17 protein-coding genes are annotated in these 21,354 nt (G+C 66.2%); 11 read left to right on the top strand and 6 right to left on the bottom strand.

Annotated elements, in window-relative coordinates; genetic code table 11:
• The first annotated feature begins 298 nt into the window (after positions 1-298).
• The 4 genes from J5J86_RS08620 to J5J86_RS08605 all read left to right on the top strand — a co-directional run bounded on the left by J5J86_RS08620 (position 299) and on the right by J5J86_RS08605 (position 4,249).
• Positions 299-1,078 carry a 3-hydroxybutyrate dehydrogenase gene (locus J5J86_RS08620; RefSeq protein ID WP_209104477.1) on the top strand — a complete coding sequence of 260 codons (780 nt, stop codon included), beginning with the start codon at positions 299-301 and terminating at the stop codon, positions 1,076-1,078.
• Positions 1,079-1,123: 45 nt separating this feature from the next.
• Positions 1,124-2,332 carry an ABC transporter substrate-binding protein gene (locus tag J5J86_RS08615; RefSeq protein ID WP_209104476.1) on the top strand — a complete coding sequence of 403 codons (1,209 nt, stop codon included), beginning with the start codon at positions 1,124-1,126 and terminating at the stop codon, positions 2,330-2,332.
• 160 nt (positions 2,333-2,492) lie between these two features.
• Positions 2,493-3,467: a GlxA family transcriptional regulator gene (locus J5J86_RS08610; protein ID WP_209104475.1), complete on the top strand. Its 975-nt coding sequence runs from the start codon at positions 2,493-2,495 to the stop codon at positions 3,465-3,467.
• Between the two features lie 80 nt (positions 3,468-3,547).
• Positions 3,548-4,249, top strand: coding sequence for an SDR family oxidoreductase (locus tag J5J86_RS08605; RefSeq protein WP_209104474.1), 702 nt, complete (start codon positions 3,548-3,550; stop codon positions 4,247-4,249).
• A gap of 96 nt (positions 4,250-4,345) precedes the next feature.
• On the opposite strand, the gene J5J86_RS08600 is transcribed toward J5J86_RS08605, so the two are convergent.
• From J5J86_RS08600 to J5J86_RS08575, 6 genes are all read right to left on the bottom strand, one after another.
• Complete coding sequence (locus J5J86_RS08600) at positions 4,346-5,254, bottom strand: hydroxymethylglutaryl-CoA lyase (protein WP_209104473.1); 909 nt, start codon at positions 5,252-5,254, stop codon at positions 4,346-4,348.
• The gene (locus J5J86_RS08595) at positions 5,251-7,269 is read right to left on the bottom strand and encodes an acetyl/propionyl/methylcrotonyl-CoA carboxylase subunit alpha (RefSeq protein WP_209104472.1); all 2,019 of its coding nucleotides are present in this window, start codon (positions 7,267-7,269) and stop codon (positions 5,251-5,253) included. The genes J5J86_RS08600 and J5J86_RS08595 overlap by 4 nt, the downstream gene beginning before the upstream one ends.
• Positions 7,266-8,042, bottom strand: coding sequence for an enoyl-CoA hydratase/isomerase family protein (locus J5J86_RS08590; protein WP_209104471.1), 777 nt, complete (start codon positions 8,040-8,042; stop codon positions 7,266-7,268). The genes J5J86_RS08595 and J5J86_RS08590 overlap by 4 nt, the downstream gene beginning before the upstream one ends.
• The gene (locus J5J86_RS08585; RefSeq protein ID WP_209104470.1) at positions 8,042-9,649 is read right to left on the bottom strand and encodes a carboxyl transferase domain-containing protein; all 1,608 of its coding nucleotides are present in this window, start codon (positions 9,647-9,649) and stop codon (positions 8,042-8,044) included. The genes J5J86_RS08590 and J5J86_RS08585 overlap by 1 nt, the downstream gene beginning before the upstream one ends.
• Before the next feature lie 177 nt (positions 9,650-9,826).
• Positions 9,827-10,483 carry a TetR/AcrR family transcriptional regulator gene (locus tag J5J86_RS08580; protein ID WP_209104469.1) on the bottom strand — a complete coding sequence of 219 codons (657 nt, stop codon included), beginning with the start codon at positions 10,481-10,483 and terminating at the stop codon, positions 9,827-9,829.
• A gap of 251 nt (positions 10,484-10,734) precedes the next feature.
• Entirely contained in the window at positions 10,735-12,324 is a 1,590-nt protein-coding gene (locus J5J86_RS08575) for an AMP-binding protein (protein ID WP_209104468.1), read from the bottom strand.
• 198 nt (positions 12,325-12,522) lie between these two features.
• Between J5J86_RS08575 and J5J86_RS08570 the strand changes: the two genes are divergently transcribed.
• The 7 genes from J5J86_RS08570 (at position 12,523) to J5J86_RS08540 (ending at position 21,236) form a co-directional block, all read left to right on the top strand.
• The gene (locus J5J86_RS08570) at positions 12,523-13,395 is read left to right on the top strand and encodes an ABC transporter ATP-binding protein (protein WP_209104467.1); all 873 of its coding nucleotides are present in this window, start codon (positions 12,523-12,525) and stop codon (positions 13,393-13,395) included.
• Between the two features lie 14 nt (positions 13,396-13,409).
• Positions 13,410-15,353 (top strand): long-chain fatty acid--CoA ligase, encoded by a 1,944-nt coding sequence (locus J5J86_RS08565; RefSeq protein WP_209105316.1) that lies wholly within the window; start codon positions 13,410-13,412, stop codon positions 15,351-15,353.
• 106 nt (positions 15,354-15,459) lie between these two features.
• Complete coding sequence (locus J5J86_RS08560) at positions 15,460-16,353, top strand: branched-chain amino acid ABC transporter permease (RefSeq protein WP_209104466.1); 894 nt, start codon at positions 15,460-15,462, stop codon at positions 16,351-16,353.
• Between the two features lie 4 nt (positions 16,354-16,357).
• Positions 16,358-17,428, top strand: coding sequence for a branched-chain amino acid ABC transporter permease (locus J5J86_RS08555; RefSeq protein ID WP_209104465.1), 1,071 nt, complete (start codon positions 16,358-16,360; stop codon positions 17,426-17,428).
• A 71-nt stretch (positions 17,429-17,499) separates the two neighbouring features.
• Positions 17,500-18,780 (top strand): ABC transporter substrate-binding protein, encoded by a 1,281-nt coding sequence (locus J5J86_RS08550; RefSeq protein ID WP_209104464.1) that lies wholly within the window; start codon positions 17,500-17,502, stop codon positions 18,778-18,780.
• A gap of 165 nt (positions 18,781-18,945) precedes the next feature.
• Positions 18,946-19,788 carry an ABC transporter ATP-binding protein gene (locus J5J86_RS08545; protein WP_209104463.1) on the top strand — a complete coding sequence of 281 codons (843 nt, stop codon included), beginning with the start codon at positions 18,946-18,948 and terminating at the stop codon, positions 19,786-19,788.
• Between the two features lie 185 nt (positions 19,789-19,973).
• Positions 19,974-21,236 carry a phenylacetate--CoA ligase family protein gene (locus tag J5J86_RS08540; RefSeq protein WP_247658251.1) on the top strand — a complete coding sequence of 421 codons (1,263 nt, stop codon included), beginning with the start codon at positions 19,974-19,976 and terminating at the stop codon, positions 21,234-21,236.
• The last annotated feature ends 118 nt before the right edge of the window (positions 21,237-21,354 follow it).

The raw sequence follows: 21,354 nt of genomic DNA, 5'->3' as shown, positions 1-21,354 counted from the left end.
GCCCGCACGCCCCGGCAAGGTCCAGAATATTGGACATCAGGGTACGCGCGGCCGTGGGTGCGTCGGCCGCGGGTCCTTGGGATTGCTGCATCTTCGCGCCCCGTGCCGCACTGGCATGCACCTTGCTGACAAACTGTTCCAGGGCCGCCCGCCCACCGCGAAGCAACAACAAGCGCAGCAAGACATGTCCGGACGGCGCCACAGCCGCCGGCAGGAGAATGAACGCCACCGGCCAGGGCCAGCACGGCCGGCGTCCTGGACCCGTTCCGCAATCCCCCCGCAGAAGAAGGACAAACGCATGAAGGGTCGCAACGCCGTCGTCACGGGCTCCACCTCCGGCATCGGCCAGGCCATCGCCAGCGCGCTTGCCGCGGCCGGCTGCAATGTGATGCTCAATGGGTTCGGCGACCCTTCGGCAATCGAGGCGACGCGCCGGGAAATGGCCGAGGCATCCGGGCGCACCATCGCCTATGCCGCGGCGGACATGAGCCAGCCTTCGGACGTCCGGGGCCTGATGGAACAGGCGGCGAACGCGCTCGGGCCAGTGGACATCCTCGTCAACAATGCCGGCATCCAGCATGTGGCCCCGCTGGCCGACTTTCCTGAAGAAAAGTGGGACCAAGTGCTGGCGGTCAATTTGTCGGCCGCGTTCCATGCCAGCAAGGCCGTCGTGCCGGCCATGTCCACCCGGGGCTTCGGCCGCATCGTCAACATCGCCTCGGCCTTGGGTCTCGTGGGTGCCCCGCACAAGCCGGCCTACGTGGCGGCCAAGCACGGCCTGGTCGGCCTCACGCGGTCCATCGCGCTGGAGGTGGCGCAGACTGGCATCACCTGCAACGTGGTCTGCCCGGGCATGGTGATGACGCCCATCATCGAGATGCAGGTGGCCGACCAGGCGCGCGTCACCGGGCTCGATCCGGAAGCCGTGATCCAAGGCGTTTTCCTGGAGAACCAGCCCATCCGGCGCCCCGTCACGGCGCAGGAGATTGCCGCTGCCGTTGTGTTCCTATGCTCGGATGCCGCCGGGGGCGTAACCGGCGCCGTGCTCCCGGTGGACGGAGGCTACACCGCGCGGTGAGGCCCGCGCGACATTCCCAATAACAATCAAGGCAGGGAGAAACACATGAAGGGTCAGATGATCGCGGTCGCGCTCGGCGCCGCACTGAGTGGATGGGCGGCGCCAGCTCTTGCCCAGATGTCCGACGGCAAGATCAAGATCGGTGTCCTGTCGGACCTCACCGGCGTCTATTCCGACATCAATGGCGAGGGCTCGGCCCTGGCCGCGCGGCTCGCGGCGCAGGAGTTCGGCAATGCCATCAACGGCGTTCCCATTGAGATCGTCGTGGCGGATCACCAGAACAAGGCCGATGTCGCCGCCGGCATTGCCCGCAAGTGGGTGGACACCGAGCAGGTGGACGTGATCGCCGACGTCCCCAACTCCGCCGCCGCCCTGGCGGTACAGGGCATTACAAAGGAGCGTAAGCGCATCTTCCTCATGTCCGGCCCCGGCGCGGTGGACCTGACCGGCAAGGCCTGCAGCCCCTATGGCTTCAGCTGGACCTGGGATACCCATTCGGTTTCCGCCGCAACGGCGCGGGCGCTGGTGGCCAAGGGCGACAAGACCTGGTTTTTCATCACCGCCGACTATGCCTTCGGCCATTCCCTGGAAGAGGAAGCCAGCAAGACCGTCAAGGCGCTGGGCGGCACGGTGAAGGGCGGGGTCCGCGTGCCGCTGGCCACCTCCGACTTCTCCTCCTTCCTGGTCCAGGCGCAGGGCTCTGGGGCCAAGGTGGTGGCGCTCGCCAATGCCGGCGGCGACACCATCAACTCCGTAAAGCAGGCCAATGAATTCGGCTTGCCCCAGGGCGGCCAGACCCTCGCGGGCCTTCTCTTGAACATCAACGACATCCACGCCTTGACCCTGCCGGTCGCGCAAGGGCTCACCATGGCCAATTCCTTCTACTGGGACATGAATGACGGAACGCGGGCCTGGTCGAAGACGTTCGAGGAGAAGACCGGCCGCAAGCCGTCCATGAACCAGGCCGGCGTCTATTCGGCTGTCCGTCATTACCTGCAGGCGGTCAAGGACACGGGCACCGACGATGCCGACAAGGTTGCGGAAAAGATGCGCGCCACGCCCGTCAACGACATGATGATGAAGAATGCCCGCATCGGGAAGAATGGGCGCGTCTTCGGCGACATGTACCTGTTCGAGGTGAAGAAGCCGGCCCAGTCCAAGGGGCCGTGGGACTATCTCACGCTGGTCGAGACCATCCCCGGCAAGGAGGCCTACATTCCCGAGGCGGAAAGCGGCTGTCCCTTGGTGAAGTGAGGGGCGCGGCGCCTCCGCGCGTCCGGATGCGCGCGCCGTCCCATTCGACATCCCCGCCCGCACGCCTTTAGAAATGGCAGCCTGCGGGCAGGATTAACCGCCTGGCGCCCATTCGGAGCGCCAGGCGGCCCGCCGTCGGCCGCACCTCGGAGGAAGCGCCATGCGACAGGTGGGGTTCATCATGGAGGATGGCTTCCAGGTCATGGGCCTCGCCGCCCTGTCGGCGTTCGAGTTCGCCAATATGGCGCTGGGGGAAGAGGCCTATGGCCTTTGCGTCATGTCGGCTCACGGCGGGCCGGTGCGCTCCACGCTGGGCGTGCGCATCGAGACCATACCGCTGGGCGCGTTTCCCGATACGCTCATGGTGCTGGGCGAGCTGACCCCTCGCCCGGTCTCTCCGGTTTTGCGCGCCTACATTTCTGAAGCCGGCGCGCGCGCCCGGCGGGTGGCGGGTGTGTGCACCGGCGCCTTCGTCCTGGCGGAGGCCGGGCTTCTGGATGGGCGCACGGCCACCACCCATTGGGCCCATGCCGGTGCACTACAGAGCCGGTTTCCAGCGGTGCGGGTGGAAAGCGACCGCATCTTCGTCCGGGACGGCCATGTGTGGACCTCGGCGGGCATGAGCGCGGCCATCGACCTGGCCCTTGCCCTGATCGAGGACGATTATGATGCGGCCCTCGCCCGCACCGTCGCCCAGCGGCTGGTGGTGTATCACCGCCGGCCGGGTGGCCAGTCCCAGTTTTCGGCCATGCTGGAACTGGAGCCGCGCTCGGACCGGGTCCGGCGGGCGCTGATCTACGCCAGGGAAAACCTGCGCAGCGCGCTCTCGGTGGAGGATCTGGCGGGCGCCGCCAGCCTCAGTCCGCGCCAGTTCAGCCGGGTGTTCCGGGACGAGACCGGCCAATCCCCCGCCAAGGCCGTGGAGCGGCTGCGGCTGGAGGCGGCGAAGCTCATGCTGGAGGAGGGGCGCCATTCCCTGGACGAGGTGGCGCGGGACACGGGCTTCGCCGACCGCGACCGCATGCGGCGGGCCTTCCTGCGTTTCTTCGGGCACCCACCGCAAAGCCTGCGGCGCACGCGGCGTCTCTCAGAGGGCAACATGTCCCCGGAGAGGGCTTCCGCATTGATGTCCTGAATCGCCGTTTATATGACATTTGCGCCATAGGCCCTCTGCGCCATTGTCCCCGCACGACATCGAACCCAGCGGGTGGCACCATGCAAATGACCGGCAACACCATTTTCATCACCGGGGGCGCCTCCGGAATCGGGCGCGGCCTTGCGGAGGCGTTCCACGCCCTCGGAAACCAGGTGATCATTGCCGGGCGGCGCTCAGCGCTGCTCAAGGAGGTCACGCAAGCCAATCCGGGCATGGCAGGCGTGGTGCTCGATATCACCGACCCTGCGGACATCGCGCGGGTGGCCGGCGAGCTGGTGCGGGATTATCCGGCCCTCAACGTGCTCATCAACAATGCGGGCATCATGCCCTTCGATGATGCGGGCGGCGCCATCGACGATGCCGTCTCGCAGGCGATCATCGCCACCAATCTGCTCGGCCCCATCCGGCTGACCTCGGCGCTGATCAAGCACCTGAAGGCACAGCCGCGGGCGACCATCATCCACAACACCTCGATCCTGGCCTATCTGCCGCTGGCGACCACGGCGGTCTATTCCGCCACCAAGGCGGCGCTCCATTCCTATGCCCTGTCGCAACGCTTCATGCTGCGGGACACGAAGGTCACTGTGCAGGAAATCGCCCCACCCTGGGTGGACACCGACCTCATCAAGAAGAGCGGCGACCCGCGCGCCATGCCGCTCCCGGTCTTCATCGAGAAGACCATGGCCGGCCTTGCCACCGAGGTGGAGGAAGTGGTGGTGGAAGAGGTGCGCGCGCTCCGCGACAATCCCGGCAGCGGCTAGCATGCGCTCGTCCACGGCTTCAATCTGTCCCTGGTGGCCAATCCCATCCCGGTCTGAGCGGGGATCGGCCCTCGCCGGTGGGCGGGGGCCGGCCCGTCAGGCGGCGCAGCGGGCGGCCAGCGCCTGGGCGACGCGGGAGGTGGGTTCGCGGCCGAGCGCGGCGGTGATGGTGCGGCCGGCGGCCGCGAGCTTGTCCAGGTCGACGCCGGTGGAAACGCCGAGGCCGTCCAGCATATAGACCAAGTCCTCGGTGGCGAGGTTGCCCGAGGCCCCCTTGGCATAGGGACAGCCACCAAGGCCCGCCACCGAGCTGTCCACCACATGAATGCCGGCGTCCAGGCACGCGAGCACATTGCCCAGCGCCTGGCCGTAGGTGTCGTGGAAATGCACGGCGGTGCGCGCGACGCCGATGGCGGAGGCCACCGCCGAGGCCATCACCTTGGCCTTGTCGGGCGTGCCGACGCCGATGGTGTCGCCCAGCGAAATCTCATAGCAGCCCATGGCCGCCAGGGCTTCGGACACCTCCACCACCTTGGCCACCGGCACCTCCCCCTGATAGGGGCAGCCGAGCACGCAGCTCACATAGCCGCGCACCAGGATGCCGGCCTCCAGCGCCGCCGCCACCACGGGGCGGAAGCGCTCCAGGCTCTCGGCGATGGAGCAATTGATGTTCTTCTGGCTGAAGGCCTCCGACGCGGCGCCGAAAACGGCCACCTCGTCCACCTGACAGGCGAGCGCGGCCTCCAGGCCCTTCATATTGGGCACCAGGACGGGATAGCGCACGCCCGGCTTGCGCGTGATGGCGGCCATCACCTCGGCGGTATCCGCCATTTGCGGCACCCATTTGGGCGAGACGAAGCTGCCGCTCTCGACCACCGTGAGGCCGGCCTCGGCCAGGGCATCGATCAGCGCCACCTTGGCGGCCAGCGGCACGATGCCCTTTTCGTTCTGGAGCCCGTCGCGCGGGCCAACCTCGACGATTCGCACTTCAGCGGGACGGCTCATGCCGGATCCTCCAGAACCAGGAGCTCGGTGCCATCATCCACCAGGTCGCCGACGGCGAAGCGGATGGACGCGACGCGCCCGGCGCGGGGCGCGGCCACCGTATGCTCCATCTTCATGGCTTCCACCACCACCAAGGCGGCGCCCTTCTCCACCAGATCGCCCACCGCCACCGCCAGGCGGGTGATGGTGCCCGGCATGGGCGCCACCAGGCGGCCGGCGGTGCCGGTGGCCTCGATGCTGGCGAGGCGCGGATCCACATGGTCGAGGCTGCGCTCGGCGCCCGCCGCGAAGACGGTGAGCCGAGCGCCGGAGCGCACCACGCGGGCGGTCAGCCGGACGCCGGCGAGGCGGGCGATGAGCGTGCCGTCCTCGGAGAGCTTGCCCTCCACGGCGAGGCGTCCGCCCGGCAGGTCCAGAAGGAAGCCGTCCGCCGCATAATGGGCGCGCACGGCGATGCGGGTGTCCCGGTCGGCGAAAGTCAGGTCCACGAAGGCCGAGCGATTGAGACGCCAGCCCGGCGCCTGCCCCCAGGGCGACCAGGGATCGGCCGGGTCCGCGGAAGACGCGGAAGCGCGGGCCTCGTCCAGCAGCACATAGAGGGCGGCGAGCGCGAGGGAGCGATCGTCCACGGGAGCGGGCGGCGGCAGGAGCGTATCGCGGTGGCGCTCGATGAAGCCGGTGTCCAGGTCGGCAGCCGCGAAGGCTGGCTCCGCGAGGATGGATTGCAGGAAAGCGCGATTGGTGGACAGCCCCACCACCTGCGTCGCCGCAAGCGCCGCCCGCAGCCGGCCCAGCGCCTCCGCCCGGTCGGCCCCCTCCGCGATGATCTTGGCGATCATCGGGTCGTAATGGATGGAGACCGTGTCACCGGCGCGCACGCCGGAATCCACCCGAACGCCAGGAATGGCCTGCGGCAGGACCAGATGGTCGAGCCGGCCCACCTGGGGCAGGAAGTCCTTCTCCGGATCCTCGGCATAGAGGCGCACCTCGATGGCGTGGCCCATGAGCGGAATATCCGCCTGGGCCAGCGGCAGCGCCTCTCCACGGGCGACGCGGATCTGCCACTCCACCAGGTCCTGGCCGGTAATGGCCTCGGTGACCGGATGCTCCACCTGGAGGCGGGTGTTCATCTCCATGAAGAAGAAGTCGTCGCCCTCGGCGATGAACTCCACCGTACCGGCGCCCACATAGCCGACCGCCCGGGCGGCATCCACCGCCGCCTGGCCCATGGCAGCGCGCCGTTCCGGGCTCATGCCGGGGGCGGGAGCCTCCTCCACCACCTTTTGGTGGCGGCGCTGGATGGAGCAGTCGCGCTCGTGGAGATAGACCACGTTGCCGTGCGTATCGGCGAAGACCTGCACCTCGATATGGCGCGGGCGGGTGAGATATTTCTCCACCAGCACCCGGTCATCGCCAAAGGCGTTGCGGGCCTCACGCTGGGCAGAGGCGAGCGCATCGGCGAACTCCTCCGCGGACCGCACCACCTTCATCCCCTTGCCACCGCCGCCGGCGGAGGCCTTGATGAGCACGGGATAGCCGATGCGCGCCGCCTCCCGCGCCAGCAAAGCGGGGTCCTGGTCCGCGCCATGATAACCGGGCACCAGGGGCACGCCGGCCTTTTCCATCAGTGCCTTGGCCGCGCTCTTCGAGCCCATGGCCTCTATGGCGGACGCCGGCGGGCCGACAAAGACGATGCCGGCCTCGGCGCAAGCCTTGGCGAAGGTGGCATTCTCCGAGAGAAAGCCGTAGCCGGGATGGATGGCATCCGCGCCCGAAGCCTTTGCCGCCTCCAGTATGGCATCAATGCGCAGATAGCTCTCGCGGGCGGGCGCCGGGCCGATGGGATAGGCCTCGTCGGCGCTCGCCACATGGAGGGCGCGGGCATCGGCCTCCGAATAGACGGCGATGGTCTTCAGCCCCATGGCGCGGGCGGTGCGCATGACGCGCACGGCGATCTCGCCGCGATTGGCCACGAGAAGGGTGCGGATGGGCCGCGGGTGGAGGGTTCCGGTCATGCCTGCCCCCATTGTGGTTTGCGCTTTTCCAGGAAGGCGGTGAGCCCCTCGCGACCATCGGCGCTGGCGCGCTGGTCGGCGATGCGGGCGGCGGTGTCGACGATGACCTCGGCGGAAAGCGGGCGATCCACCGCCGCGACGAGATCCTTAGTGGCCGCCTGCGCCGCCGGGCTGCCGGCGGACAGGGCTTTGAGATGGCGGGCGATGGCGCCATCCAATTCCTCGGCGGGCACCACCTCATGCACGAGGCCCAGCGCCAGCGCGGTCTCCGCCGAGAAGCGCTCGGCGGTGAGGAAGTAGCGCCGCGCCTGCCGGGCGCCCATGGCGCGCACAAGATAGGGGCTGATGACCGCCGGGATGAGTCCGATCCGCACCTCGGTGACCGCGAACAGCGCCTCCGGCACCGCCACCGCGATGTCCGAGCAGGCGATGAGCCCGATGGCGCCGGCAAAGGCGGAGCCGTGCACCCGCGCCAAAGTGGGCTTGGGGCAGGTGTCGATGGTGCGCATGAGCTCACCCAGCGCACCGGCATCCGCCAGGTTCTCGTCTCGGGAATAGGCCGCCATGCGGCGCATCCAGTTGAGGTCGGCCCCGGCGCAGAAGGAGGGACCGTTCGCCCGCAGCACAATGGCCTTGACGGCCGGATCGGCCCCGGCCTCGCCATAGGCGGCGGTCAAAGCGGCGATCAGCGCATCGTCGAAGGCATTGTGGACTTCGGGGCGGTTGAGGGTGAGGACAGCGACCCCGTCCTCTCGGGAAACGAGAAGGCTCATCACATGCGGAACACGCCGAAGCGCGTGTCCTTCTGAGGGGCGTTGAGGGAAGCGGACAGAGCGAGCGCCAGCACCATGCGGGTGTCGGCCGGATCGATGACGCCGTCGTCCCACAGGCGGGCAGAGGAATAATAAGGATGGCCCTGGCGCTCATACTGGGCCTGGATGGGCGCCTTGAAGGCGGCCTCGTCCTCCGCCGGCCAACTGCCGCCCTTGGCCTCGATCCCGTCGCGCTTGACCTGGGCGAGCACATTGGCGGCTTGCTCGCCGCCCATCACCGAGATGCGGGCATTGGGCCACATCCAGAGGAAGCGGGGATCATAGGCGCGGCCGCACATGCCGTAATTGCCGGCGCCGAAGGAATTGCCGATCACCACCGTGAACTTCGGCACGGACGCGCAGGACACCGCATTGACCAGCTTGGCGCCATCCTTGGCGATACCGCCGGATTCATACTTCCGGCCCACCATGAAGCCGGTGATGTTCTGCAGGAAGACCAGCGGGATGTTGCGCTGGCAGCACAATTCCACGAAGTGCGCGCCCTTCAGCGCGCTTTCCGAGAACAGGATGCCGTTATTGGCGATGATGCCCACCGGATAGCCGAAGATGCGGGCAAAGCCCGTCACCAGCGTAGTGCCATAGAGCGGCTTGAACTCGTCGAACTCCGAGCCGTCCACGATGCGAGCGATGATCTGGCGCACATCGAAGGGCTTCTTGGGATCCTCAGAGACGATGCCGTAAATGTCCTCGACATCATAAAGCGGCGCCTTGGGCGGGCGGATGTCGAGGGCGTGGTTCTTCACCCGGTTGAGGTCGGCCACGATGGTGCGGGCGATGCCCAAGGCGTGGGCGTCATTCTCGGCCATGTGGTCGGCAACGCCGGAGGTGCGGGTGTGCACGTCGGCCCCACCCAACTCCTCGGCGGTGACCACCTCGCCGGTGGCCGCCTTCACCAGAGGGGGCCCGGCGAGGAAGATGGTGGCCTGATTCTTCACCATGATGGACTGATCGGCCATGGCCGGCACATAGGCGCCGCCGGCGGTGCACGAGCCCATCACCACGGCGATCTGGGCGATGCCCTCCGACGACATGTTGGCCTGATTGAAGAAGATGCGGCCGAAATGCTCGCGGTCGGGGAAGACCTCGTCCTGATTGGGCAGGTTCGCGCCGCCGGAATCGACGAGATAAATGCACGGCAGATGGTTTTCCCTCGCGATGGCCTGGGCCCGCAGGTGCTTCTTCACCGTCATGGGGAAGTAGGTGCCGCCCTTCACCGTGGCGTCGTTGGCCACGATCATGCATTCGCGGCCCGCCACCCGGCCGATGCCGGTGATGATGCCGGCAGCGGGCACGTCGTCGCCATACATGCCGAAGGCGGCAAGCTGCGAGAGTTCCAGGAAGGGCGAGCCGGTATCCAGCAGGGTGCGGATGCGGTCGCGCGGGAGCAGCTTGCCGCGCTTGAGGTGCCGCTCGCGCGCCACGGCGCCACCGCCCTCGGCGATGCGCTCCACATGGCCCCTCAACTCCGCGACGCTCGCGGCCAATGCCTCGCTGTTCCGGCGGAAGGCCTCCGACCGCCGGTCGACCGCGTCCTCGATGATCGCCATGCGCGCCTCACCCATACATGTTGCGGGAGCGGAAAGTCTGCGCCGGTTAACATAGGGTCATGACGGCATGACCGTGTGCCGCGTGCGCTTATAGATCCTCCCGTGCCGATCCTGGTCGGCTTGGAAACGATCGTACGTTTTTTTAAACAAGCTGCAAGCGAATTCGCAGGCGTGGGATCAGGCTTTCACCTTTCGGCGGGACACCGTCGCCAGCGGGGCCGGAGCGGCGCGCTTGGCTGCGTCGGGAAGGGCGACGCCTTCCACGACCAGGTCGGTATAGATGCGCACCAGTTCGTCCTGGCTGAGACGGCCGTCAGCACGATACCAGGTACAGATGCCGGTAAGCATGGAGATGATGGCATAGGTGGCCACCCGCGGCTCCGGCACGCGAAACACGCCCGCTGCCGCCCCCGCTTTCAGCGCATCCTCCAGCACCGCCTCGTAGCGCTGGCGCATGTCAACCACGACGGCCCGATGCTCTCCATCGAGTGAGCGGATCTCCATATTGGCGATGAAGACATGGGCGTTGCGCGTCATGTGGTAGCGCAGGTGGAAGTCCACGAAGGCCCTGAGCCGGTCGAGAGGCCCTTCCACACCCGCAAGAGCGGCCTCCGCCCGCGTGATGAGGTCCTCCATGTGGTCGCGTACGATGTCAAACAGCAGGCTCTGCTTGTTGTCGAAATATTTGTAGAGCGAGCCCGATTGCAGCCCCACCTCGGCCGCGAGCTGCCGCAGGCTCATGGCTTCATAGCCGTGCTTGTAGATGAGCTGCACGCCCGCCTGGCGAATGGCCTGGGCGGTGCGCGCGCCGTTGGAACCGACCGTGCGCGCCATCTCTCTCGACCGGAGGCCCCTTAGACCCGCTGGTGTGACGGTAAGACCATCCAAGGAATGATCACGCGACAGAGTGATGGCCCGCGACCGGACGCGCAAGGCGCAGACGTGCAAAAAAGAGCCTTGACGGCAATAAAAAAAGAACGTTCGATTGTTTCCGCAACCGGCACAAGATCGGTGCACCCGGCGTGACGCCAATTCCCACCGCCGCCGATTTGGGAGAGAAGCATGAGCAGGCCAAGCATCCGGCTTCAGTCTTTCTGCATCAAAATGGCGTGTGACGCGCGCCCGCTATAGTGGACGAGCCCGTCTTCATCGATGAGACCTGTATCCCCAAGAACATAGAAGTCGCTGCCGAACTGGAAGCGCATCTTGGTGTTGGCCTCGTCCTTGAAATAGGAGCGGAACCAGAACAGCGGTGAGCGCTTCACGTCCACCGCCAGCAGGCCCTCCACCCCTGCGGGCAGCGTTGCGCCGCTCTTGTCCAGAACGGTCAAGGCGAAGCCCGGCATGATGCGTCCGACGGAGGCGCGCTGCGAGAAGGCCGGATCCCGGGGATCATAGGTCATCCCCACGATCATGCCGGTCTCGCGGGTGCCATATTGGTTGATCAGCGGCACTTCCAGCTTCTGCGTCACCCAGGACACCACATCGAGCGGCAGCGGCTCGCCGCCCACCGTGACTTGGCGGATGGCGAAGGGCGCGGCGGCATCGTTGGGATCACCCCGCCGCCACGCCTTGATCTGGGACGGGGCCGCCGTGAGGTTGGTGACCCGGAATTTCGACAGGACGCGATAGCCCTGCGAGACGTCATACGGGCCATCGCAGAACAGGATTGCACATCCGATCAGGAGCGGACCGATGAGGCCATAATAGATACCGTATTCCCAGCCCTGATCGGCCATGTTCCAGTAGACATCGTCGTCCCTTACATCGATGGCGACGCGCATATACTGCTCTATGCTGCCCAGGGCGCGCACGGGAGTGAGCAGACCGAGCTTTGCTTCGACGAAACTCGGAGCATAGGTCATGATGAAGGGATCGTTCTCGCCATAGGTCTCCACCGTTTCCAGCGGCTCGGAGGCATAGATGGACGACCAGAACTGCGTCGCCTTGCCATCCAGGCGATTAATCTGGTCGCCCTCGATGAGGCACACGAAGGTCTTGCCGGTGATGTAGCGGGAGGCACGTTCCACGAGGAAACGGTTGGCGACAATAGCCTTGACGCCGCTGGCCTTGAGCCGGGCCTCCACGGCGGCGGGGGAATAGGTGGAGAAGAGCGGCATATAGACCGCCCCGATCCGCCAGATGGCGAGCGCGGTGATGACCAGCTCAACGCCCTTGGGCAAGAGGACGGCAACCCGGTCGCCCTTCCGTATGCCTGCGTTCGCCAGCACGCGGGCGAAGCGAGACGAGTATTCCGCGAGCTTTCCAAAGCTCAGCTCGGAGGTCTGACCCGAGACGGTCTCATGGATCATGGCCGGCAGGGCGCGCTTGACCGCCAAGTGGCGGTCGCACAGGAGATGGGCCAGTGGAATCTTGGTGCCGCTATATTTTCCGGGACGGGAGGGCGCGGGGACTTGCGTCTCGTCTGCCCCCGCGTGACGGGGATCGGCTGGACCAAAGCCGGCGAAGAAGGAGCCGAGGCGATAGAGGCGGCTCTCGCTGTCATAGGCCAGCAGCGTCTCATGGACGAGCGTCGTGGCCAGGCGGTGCGCGGTGGCTTTGGACAGTCCCGTGGCCTGAATCAGATCAGCCAGGCGCACCGCGCGGGGCGCGGCATGGGTCACCACCCGCAACAGGGCAATGGCCCGACCAAGACTCTGGGCGCCCTTCGGCACTCCGTTTTCATGTTCAATATCGTCCATGTCTTACAATGTGAGACAGAATCGGCCCATTCGCAATAATTCCGCACGGTGGGTGGCATCGGCCTTGAAAGAACCGAACGCCCGCTAGATAATCACCTCAACATCATCTCACAATGTGAGACACGGCCAGAGAAGCCACCCCGCCAAATGAGCGGGCTTCGGGAGGGAAATATGTCGACTGCCAATGCCTCAGGCGCATCGGCCGACAACGCGTCGCTGTTGCATGTCGATGGTGTCTCGCTGCGCTTCGGCGGCCTCCGGGCGCTGAGCGATGTGAGATTTTCCGTCGACAAGGGCGAGTTGTTCTCCATCATCGGCCCCAACGGCGCCGGCAAGACCTCGCTGCTCAACTGCATTTCCGGGCGCTATTCGCCCACCGAGGGGCGCGTGCTGTTCGAGGGCCGCGACGTGACGCGGCTAAAGCCCAACCGGCGCGCCGCCATCGGCATCGGCCGCACGTTCCAGAATCTCGCTTTGTTCCACCATATGAGCGTGCTCGACAACATCATGGTCGGCCGCCACCATCTGCTGAAGAACAACTGGTTCACCGGCGCGCTCTATTGGGTGGGCGGCGCGCAGAAGGAAGAATTGGAGCACCGGCGCAAGGTCGAGGACATCATCGACTTCCTCGACATTCAGCATGTGCGCAAGGCCACCGCCGGCACCCTCTCCTACGGGCTGCGCAAGCGGGTGGAGCTCGCCCGCGCCGTGGCGCTGGAGCCCAAGCTTATCCTGCTCGACGAGCCCATGGCGGGCATGAACCTGGAAGAAAAGGAGGACATGGCCCGCTACATCGTTGATCTCAACGAGGAATGGGGCATGACCATCATCATGATCGAGCACGACATGGGCGTGGTGATGGACATTTCCCACCGCGTGATGGTGCTCGATTTCGGCCGCAAGATCGCCGAGGGCCTGCCCGCCGACGTGCTCGCCAACGAGCATGTGCGCAAGGCCTATCTGGGCGAGGAGGATCCCGAGCTCGAGGACGAGCAGGACGCCCCGCCATCCGCCGGCCAGTCCGCCCAGGCTTTGTCCGCGTGAGAGAGGCCATGAGCATGACTCCGCCCCCGGACCTTTCCGTCCACGACACCTTTCCCAAGCTGCTGGCGCTGAATGCCCGCAACCACGGCAACGACATCTGGCTGCGCGAGAAGGATCTCGGCATCTGGAACGCCTATACGTGGCGCCAGGTGTCCGAGCGCGTGCAGCACATGGCGCTCGGCCTCGCCGACCTCGGCACCAAGAGGGGCGATGTCATCGCCCTCATCGGCGACAACCGGCCGGAATGGCTGATGGGCGAGATCGCCGCCCATGCGGTGGGCGGCATGAGCCTTGGCATCTATCGCGACGCGCTCGCCGAAGAAGTCGCCTATCTCATCACCTATGCGGATGTGAAGGTGATCTTCGCCGAGGATGAGGAGCAAGTGGACAAGCTGCTCCAGCTGGAAGACCGCATCCCCACCGTCCAGCACATCGTCTATGCGGACCCGCGCGGCCTGCGCAAATATGACGATCCCCGGCTCGTCGCGCTGTCCGCCGTGGAAGCCGCCGGCGCCGCCCGGGCCGCTGCGGACCCCGGCCTCTATGACCGCATGGTCGGGGAGGGGAAGGGCTCGGACGTGGCCATCCTGTGCACCACGTCGGGCACCACCTCCCATCCCAAGCTCGCCATGCTGACCTCCGGCGCACTGCTGAAGCATTGCGCGGCCTATCTGGCCGCCGATCCGCGCGGGCCGGAGGATGAATATGTCAGCGTGCTCCAGATGCCCTGGATCATGGAGCAGATCTACGCCTTCGGTCAGGCGCTCATCTCCCGCATGAAGGTCAACTTCGTGGAGGAGACCGAGACCACCATGGCCGACATGCGGGAGATCGGCCCCACCTTCGTGCTGTTCGCGCCCCGCGTGTGGGAACAGATCGCGGCGGACGTGCGCGCCCGCATCATGGATGCCTCGCCCTTCAAGCGGGCCATGTTTGACTATGGCATGAAGCTCGGCCTGAAGGCGCTGGAGACCGGGAAGCGCTCGCCGGTGGCGGACCTCATCCTGTTCCGCGCCCTGCGTGACCGGCTGGGCTTCTCCAACCTGAAATCCGCCGCCACCGGCGGCGCGGCGCTGGGGCCGGACACGTTCCGCTTCTTCCTCGCGCTCGGCGTGCCCATGCGCCAGCTCTACGGCCAGACGGAGCTTCTAGGCGCCTATACCATTCACACCGCCGACGACGTGGATTTCGACACGGTGGGCGTGCCCATGGCCGGCGTCGAACTGCGCATCGACAATCCCGATCCCAACGGGCTCGGCGAGATCGTCACCCGCCACGGCAACGCGTTTGCCGGCTATTTCCGTAACGAGGAAGAGACGCGCAAATCCTTCGCCGAGGGCGGCTGGATGCAGACGGGGGACGCCGGCTTCATCAATGCGCGCGGGCATCTGGTGGTCATCGACCGGGTGCGCGACATGGCCTCCACCGCGCACGGCGACCGCTTCTCGCCGCAATATATCGAGAACAAGCTGAAGTTCTCGCCCTATGTGGCCGAGGCGGTGATCCTGGGCGATGGGCGCGACCATCTGGCGGCCATGATCTGCATCCGCTTCTCCATCGTCTCCAAATGGGCGGAGAAGAACCGGATCGCCTTCACCACCTATACGGACTTGGCCTCCCGCCGCGAAGTGATCGACCTGCTGCGCCGGGAAGTGGAGCAGGTGAACAAGACGCTGGCCGAGAAGCAGCGCATCTCCCGCTTTCTGTTGCTCTATAAGGAGCTGGACGCGGACGATGGCGAACTGACCCGCACCCGCAAGGTGCGCCGCGGCGTCATCAACGAGCGCTATGGCGAGATCATCGACGCCATGTATCGGGGCGATCCCAAGATCGCGGTGGACACCACCATCACCTTCCAGGACGGCACCAAGCAGCGCATCAAGACCGTGCTCGAAGTGGTGGACATGGCAACGGGAGCCGGCTCCGCCGCCCCCGGCGCCAAGAGGAGGGCGGCATGATCCTCCCTCCCCGGCCGGCGCGTGCGCCCGGCGCTTCGCACACCCTGCGTCTTTCCCCTTTCCACCCCCTCCCGCTGCGCGGGAGCGGGCATCCGCGGGCGACCCAATGACCTCGCAACTCCTTCTCCAACTCGTCATCAACGGGCTCATCATCGGCACGCTCTATGGCGTGGTCGGCATGTGCTTCGTGCTGATCTACAAGGCGAGCCAGGTGGTGAACTTCGCCCAGGGCGAATTCCTGCTCATCGGCGCCTGGACCTGCTGGTGGCTGCTCACCTATTGGCAGATCCCCTTCATCTGGGGCTTCCTGATCGCGCTCGCCTTCATGATGCTGTTCGGCTTCGCCCTGCAAGTCATCGTGCTGCGCCCCCTCATCGGCGAGCCCATCATCTCGGTCATCATGGTGACCATCGGCCTGTCCATCTTCTTCCAGGCCCTGATGAAGTGGATGTTCGGCACCTTCGCCCAGCCCTTCCCGCCCATCTTCTCGGTGGCGAAGGTCAACATATTGGGTCTGCAGGTGCAGACGGCCTATCTCATGTCGACCGGCGTCTCGCTGGCGATCATGGCGGGCTTTGCCTGGTTCTTCAAATATTCCCGCATGGGCCTCGCCATGCGCGCCACCGCCTTCAACCAGCAGGTGGCCCAGTCGCTCGGCATCTCCGTCCGCCAGGTCTTCGCCTTGTCCTGGGGCATCTCGGCGGCGGTCTCCGCGGTGGCCGGCGTGGTGGTGGGCATCGTGAACGGCGTGTCCTCCTCGCTGTCCTTCTTCGGCATCAAGGTGTTCCCGGCGGTGATCCTGGGCGGCCTCGACTCGATCCTCGGTGCGGTGGTGGGCGGGCTCATCATCGGCGTCCTGGAGAACGTGGCGCACTTCTTCGACAGCCAGTTCCTCAACTGGGGCAACCTCTATGAGATCGTGCCCTTCTACGTCCTCATCATCATCCTGATGATCAAGCCGTACGGTCTGTTCGGCACCCGCGACATCGAGAGAGTGTGACGCCATGGCCATCTCTACCATGCGCCCGTGCGGCGACTTCCGCACCTCCTACCGGGCCGACCAGACCATCTTCGCCACCCGGCTCACCATGCTGTTCTGCGTCGCGGCGGTGGTGGTGCTGTGCTTCGCGCCCTTCTTCCTGTCCCGCTACATGCTCTCCTTGATGATCCAGATCGGCTATCTGGGCATCGCGGCGCTGGGGCTGAACATCCTGGTGGGCTTTTCGGGGCAGATCTCCATCGGCCACGCGGTGTTCTTCGGCTTCGGCGGCTTTGCCTCCGCCTTCCTGGCCAACAAAGGCGTGCCGGTGCCCATCGCCATCGTGCTCGCGGGCGTGTGGACCACCTTCGTGGGTCTGCTCTTCGGCCTGCCGGCGGCGCGGGTGAAGGGGCTTTACCTTGCCATCGCGACACTCGCCGCGCAGTTCATCCTGCAGGACTTCTTCGTGCGGGCGGAATGGTTCACCGGCGGCACCCACGGCGCGATGGCGCCCCCGTTCGAGCTGTTCGGCTACGACCTGTCCGGAGATTCGCGCTACTTCTATGTGGTGCTGGTGTTCGTGGTGGTGATGTATCTCTTCGCCACCAACCTCATGCGCACCCGTGACGGTCGGGCGCTGATCGCGGTGCGCGACCATTATCTCTCCGCCGAGATGATGGGCGTGAACCTCACCAAGTACCGCACCATGGCGTTCGGCATCTCGTCCTTCTATGCCGGCATCGGCGGGGCGCTTTATGCCCACTATATCGGCTTCATGTCGGTGGAAGGCCTCGACATCCTGTTCTCGATCCAGTTCCTGGCCATGATCATCATTGGCGGGCTGGGCTCGGTGATGGGCTCGCTGCTGGGCACCATCTTCATGGTGCTGCTGCCGGAACTGACGGGCGCGCTCGCCTCCGCGCTCCAGGGCAGCGCCATCGACAAGGCGCTGCATCTGAAGGACGGCATCACCTACATGCGCGAGATGCTGATCGGCGCCACCATCATCCTGTTCCTGATCTTCGAGCCGGATGGGCTCGCCCACCGCTGGCGCCAGATCAAAGCCTATTGGAAGCTCTACCCGTTCTCGTACTGACGGCGCGGGGAGAAGGGTGGCGCAAGACCGCCCGGATGCCCCGCAGAGGAAAGACCCGAAGGAGAAGCCAGATGAAAAAGTTTGCACTGCCTCTCGTTTCCGCCCTCGCGCTTGCGGCCGCAAGCCCGACGCTGGCGCAGTCCATCAATATCGGCCACCTCGCCGACTATTCCGGCGGCACCTCGGACGTGGGCAAGCCCTATGGCCAGGGCGTGCAGGACACCATCGCCTGGATCAACAAGAATGGCGGGGTGAACGGCAAGCAGATTAATTCCGACTTCAACGAATACGGCTATCAGGTGCCGCGCGCCCTGGCCGCCTTCAAGAAGTGGGTGGGCACCGACAAAGTGGTGGCGATCCAGGGCTGGGGCACCGCCGACACCGAAGCGCTGGTGGCCATGGTGACCAAGGAGGAGATCCCCTATTATTCGGGCTCCTACGCCGCCACCCTCACCGATCCCAAGGGCAAGGTGAACGAGAAGAGCGAGCGCGCCGCGCCGTTCAACTTCTTCTATGGCCCGTCTTATTCCGACGCCGCCCGCGCCATGGTGCAGTGGGCCGCCGACGACTGGAAGGCCAAGGGCGGCCAGGGCAAGCCCAAATGGGTGCATATGGGCGCCAACCACCCCTTCCCCAACTCGCCCAAGGCGGCGGCCGAGGCCTACGCCAAGGAGCTGGGCTTCGAGGTGCTGGACCCCATCACCTTCGCCCTCACCCCCGGCGACTACACCGCCCAGTGCCTGACGCTGAAGCAGTCGGGCGCCAATTACGCCTATCTCGGCAACACCGCCGGCTCCAACATCTCGGTGTTGAAGGCCTGCGAGGCCGCTGGCGTGAAGGCGCAGTTCTTCGGCAATGTGTGGGGCATGGATGAGAATGCCGCCAAGGCCGCCGGCTCGGCCGCCAATGGCGTCATCTTCCCGGTGCGCACCGCTGTCACCTGGACCGGCTCGGCGCCGGGCCTTTCCACCTTCAAGGCTATTTCCAAGATGTCCGATCCGGACGGCAAGGAATATCGCCCTGTCCATTACCTCGCTGCCGTGTGCACCGTCATGTACATGAAGGAAGCCATGGAGTGGGCCGACAAGAATGGCGGCGTCACCGGCGTGAAGATCCGCGACGGCATGTACCAGAAGAAGGACTGGGTGCCGAAGGGCACGGACGGCGTCTGCAATCCCTCGACCTGGACTGCCACGGACCATCGCCCCACCACCACCGTCGATCTCTATCGCGCTGTGGTGAACGGCTCGACCGAGGGCACCGTGACCGAGCTCGTCGACAAGGGCGTGATCAAGCTCGACAAGGTCGCCACCATCAACCTGCCGCGCAAGACCGAGCTGCAGGGCTGGTGATCGCCCATCCGGCCGCTCCAGCTCCCTCGCGCGGGGCAGGAGCGGCCGGCATCCGAGGGGCCGGGCATTTGGCCGGCCCCTTTCGGACCCTCCCTTTTGCATGAAGCATCGCCGTCGACGCCGGGACGCAACCGGCGAGAACGGCGCAAGCCCGAAGGTCCCGCCATGGCAGAGGCCGCACTGAAGATGGATCCGCAGCCGGCCGCCGACACGGCGCCGCCGATGCTGAACGTCAACAATATCGAGGTGGTCTATAACGACGTCATCCTGGTGCTGCGCGGCCTCTCGCTCAAGGTCCCGCAGGGCAAGATCGTCGCGCTGCTGGGCTCCAACGGCGCCGGCAAGTCCACCACGCTGAAAGCCATATCGGGGCTCCTGAAGTCCGAGGATGGCGAGATCACGCGGGGCGACGTCTCCTTTCTGGGCGAGCGCATCAACGGCATCGAGCCGGACCAGATCGTCCGGCGCGGCATCTTCCAGGTGATGGAGGGGCGCCGCATCGTCGCCGACATGACCATTCTGGAGAACCTGCGCCTTGGCGCCTTCACCCGCCGCGACAACGAGGTGAAGAGCGACATCGAGCGCGTCTACCAATATTTCCCGCGCCTTCGGGAGCGCACCGGGCTTGCCGGCTACCTCTCCGGCGGAGAGCAGCAGATGCTGGCCATCGGCCGCGCCATGATGGCCCGCCCCAAGCTGATCCTCATGGACGAGCCGTCCATGGGTCTCTCTCCCCTACTGGTGAAGGAGGTGTTCGCCATCATCAAGCAGCTCAACCGGGATCTGGGCGTCACCATCCTCCTGGTGGAGCAGAATGCCCGCGTGGCGCTCTCGGTGGCGGACTACGGCTACATCATGGAGCAGGGCAAGATCGTGCTGGACGGCACGGCCGAGCAGCTCTCCACCAATGAGGACGTGAAGGAATTCTATCTGGGCCAGGGCGGCGGCGAGGAGCGCAAGTCGTTCAAGAACCTGAAATCCTTCAAGCGCCGCAAGCGCTGGCTCTGAACTGCGCCCGCGCTGGCGGGCAAGTCAGGAAGGCACAGTCATCGGGGCCTGTCCCCCGGCGGTTCCTGGCACCTGCCGGCACAGGCCGGCAGGACGTATATGCGCGCCGGACGGCCTGCCGGCGAAGGCTCGGTTTGACCCGTGCCTACGGCCGACGACCGGCAAGATTCAGGATGGCTCAGCCAATGAGCGAGGGCGATATGACCGACACCACCCGCTTCTTTGACGCCCTTGAGACCCGCGATCCGCAGCAGCGCGAGGCCGCGCTGATGACCGCGCTCTCCGCGCAGGTCGCCACCGCCAAGGCGCGCTCCGCCTATTTTGCGGAGCTGTTGAAGGACGTGGATGCGGACGTCGTCACCAGCCGTGCTGCGCTGGCGCAATTGCCCGTCACCCGCAAATCCGATTTGCCCTATCTCCAGCCCAAAAGCCTGCCCTTCGGCGGGCTGAACGGCACGCCGCCGGGGGATCTCGCCCGCATCTTCATGTCGCCCGGCCCCATTTATGATCCCGAAGGCCGTCGCCCCAATTACTGGCGCTTCGCCCGCGCGCTCCATGCCTGCGGCTTCCGCAAGGGCGAGATCCTGCACAACACCTTCTCCTATCACCTGACCCCCGCCGGCTCGATGATGGAGAGCGGCGCCCACGCGCTGGGCTGCGCGGTGGTGCCCGCCGGCGTCGGCCAGACCGACCTGCAATTGCGCGCCATCGCCGATATCCGGCCCCATGGTTATGCGGGCACCCCGTCCTTCCTGAAGATCCTGGTGGACAAGGCCCGCCAGGAAGGCACCGACATCTCCTCCCTCACCAAGGCGCTGGTGACGGGCGAAGCCTTCCTGCCCCCCATGCGCGCCGCCCTGCGCGAGGCCGGCATCACCGCCCGCCAGAGCTATGGCTCCGCCGATCTCGGCCTCGTCGCCTATGAGAGCGAGGCGGAGGACGGCATGATCCTGGAAGAGCATGTGATCGTGGAGATCGTGCGCCCGGGCACCGGTGACCCGGTGGAGGCCGAGGGCGAGGTGGGCGAGGTGCTGGTCACCTTGCTGGAGCCAGATTACCCCCTCATCCGCTTCGCGACCGGCGACCTCTCGGCCCTCATGCCGGGCATGAGCGCCTGCGGGCGCACCAATGGGCGGCTGCGCGGCTGGCTGGGCCGGGCCGACCAGGTGACCAAGATCCGCGGCATGTTCGTGCATCCCATCCAGGTGACCTCGGCCGTTAAGAAGCACCCGGCCATCACCAAGGCACGCCTGGTGGTGGACCATAACGGCACCAGCGACGACATGCTGCTGGAGGTGGAGCTGGCTGACGGCGCCGCCCTCGCGGAAGACGCGCTGCTGGACGATCTGCGCGCCTCCACCAAGCTGCGCTGCCGCCTCGCATTTCTGGCGCGGGGCACGCTGCCGGACGATGCCAAGACCATCGAGGACCGCCGCAAGGTGGGGTGAGGGCTCCGCTTCTGCGAACGCGCCACCCCTGGCGCCCGCTCCGCATCGCCCCCTGTCCGCCCGCGTCTGGACAGGCGCGGCGATCCGGTTAGGGTGCGAGGTGGAAACCGAGGCGTTT

It is taken from the genome of Aquabacter sp. L1I39 (genome assembly GCF_017742835.1).
Taxonomy (GTDB): domain Bacteria; phylum Pseudomonadota; class Alphaproteobacteria; order Rhizobiales; family Xanthobacteraceae; genus L1I39.
The sequence above is the reverse complement of the archived record's forward strand: the minus strand, read 5'-3'. Positions and strand labels throughout refer to the sequence as shown.

Excerpts from the sequence above, each read along its gene's own strand:
- J5J86_RS08550 (WP_209104464.1), top strand. The coding sequence starts at position 17,500 with ATGAAAAAGTTTGCACTGCCTCTCGTTTCCGCCCTCGCGCTTGCGGCC.
- J5J86_RS08555 (WP_209104465.1), top strand. The coding sequence starts at position 16,358 with ATGGCCATCTCTACCATGCGCCCGTGCGGCGACTTCCGCACCTCCTAC.
- J5J86_RS08600 (WP_209104473.1), bottom strand. The coding sequence starts at position 5,254 with ATGAGCCGTCCCGCTGAAGTGCGAATCGTCGAGGTTGGCCCGCGCGAC.
- J5J86_RS08620 (WP_209104477.1), top strand. The coding sequence starts at position 299 with ATGAAGGGTCGCAACGCCGTCGTCACGGGCTCCACCTCCGGCATCGGC.
- J5J86_RS08585 (WP_209104470.1), bottom strand. The coding sequence starts at position 9,649 with ATGGCGATCATCGAGGACGCGGTCGACCGGCGGTCGGAGGCCTTCCGC.
- J5J86_RS08560 (WP_209104466.1), top strand. The coding sequence starts at position 15,460 with ATGACCTCGCAACTCCTTCTCCAACTCGTCATCAACGGGCTCATCATC.
- J5J86_RS08615 (WP_209104476.1), top strand. The coding sequence starts at position 1,124 with ATGAAGGGTCAGATGATCGCGGTCGCGCTCGGCGCCGCACTGAGTGGA.
- J5J86_RS08570 (WP_209104467.1), top strand. The coding sequence starts at position 12,523 with ATGTCGACTGCCAATGCCTCAGGCGCATCGGCCGACAACGCGTCGCTG.
- J5J86_RS08580 (WP_209104469.1), bottom strand. The coding sequence starts at position 10,483 with ATGGCGCGCACGGTCGGTTCCAACGGCGCGCGCACCGCCCAGGCCATT.
- J5J86_RS08610 (WP_209104475.1), top strand. The coding sequence starts at position 2,493 with ATGCGACAGGTGGGGTTCATCATGGAGGATGGCTTCCAGGTCATGGGC.
- J5J86_RS08545 (WP_209104463.1), top strand. The coding sequence starts at position 18,946 with ATGGCAGAGGCCGCACTGAAGATGGATCCGCAGCCGGCCGCCGACACG.
- J5J86_RS08540 (WP_247658251.1), top strand. The coding sequence starts at position 19,974 with ATGAGCGAGGGCGATATGACCGACACCACCCGCTTCTTTGACGCCCTT.
- J5J86_RS08595 (WP_209104472.1), bottom strand. The coding sequence starts at position 7,269 with ATGACCGGAACCCTCCACCCGCGGCCCATCCGCACCCTTCTCGTGGCC.
- J5J86_RS08605 (WP_209104474.1), top strand. The coding sequence starts at position 3,548 with ATGCAAATGACCGGCAACACCATTTTCATCACCGGGGGCGCCTCCGGA.
- J5J86_RS08565 (WP_209105316.1), top strand. The coding sequence starts at position 13,410 with ATGACTCCGCCCCCGGACCTTTCCGTCCACGACACCTTTCCCAAGCTG.
- J5J86_RS08590 (WP_209104471.1), bottom strand. The coding sequence starts at position 8,042 with ATGAGCCTTCTCGTTTCCCGAGAGGACGGGGTCGCTGTCCTCACCCTC.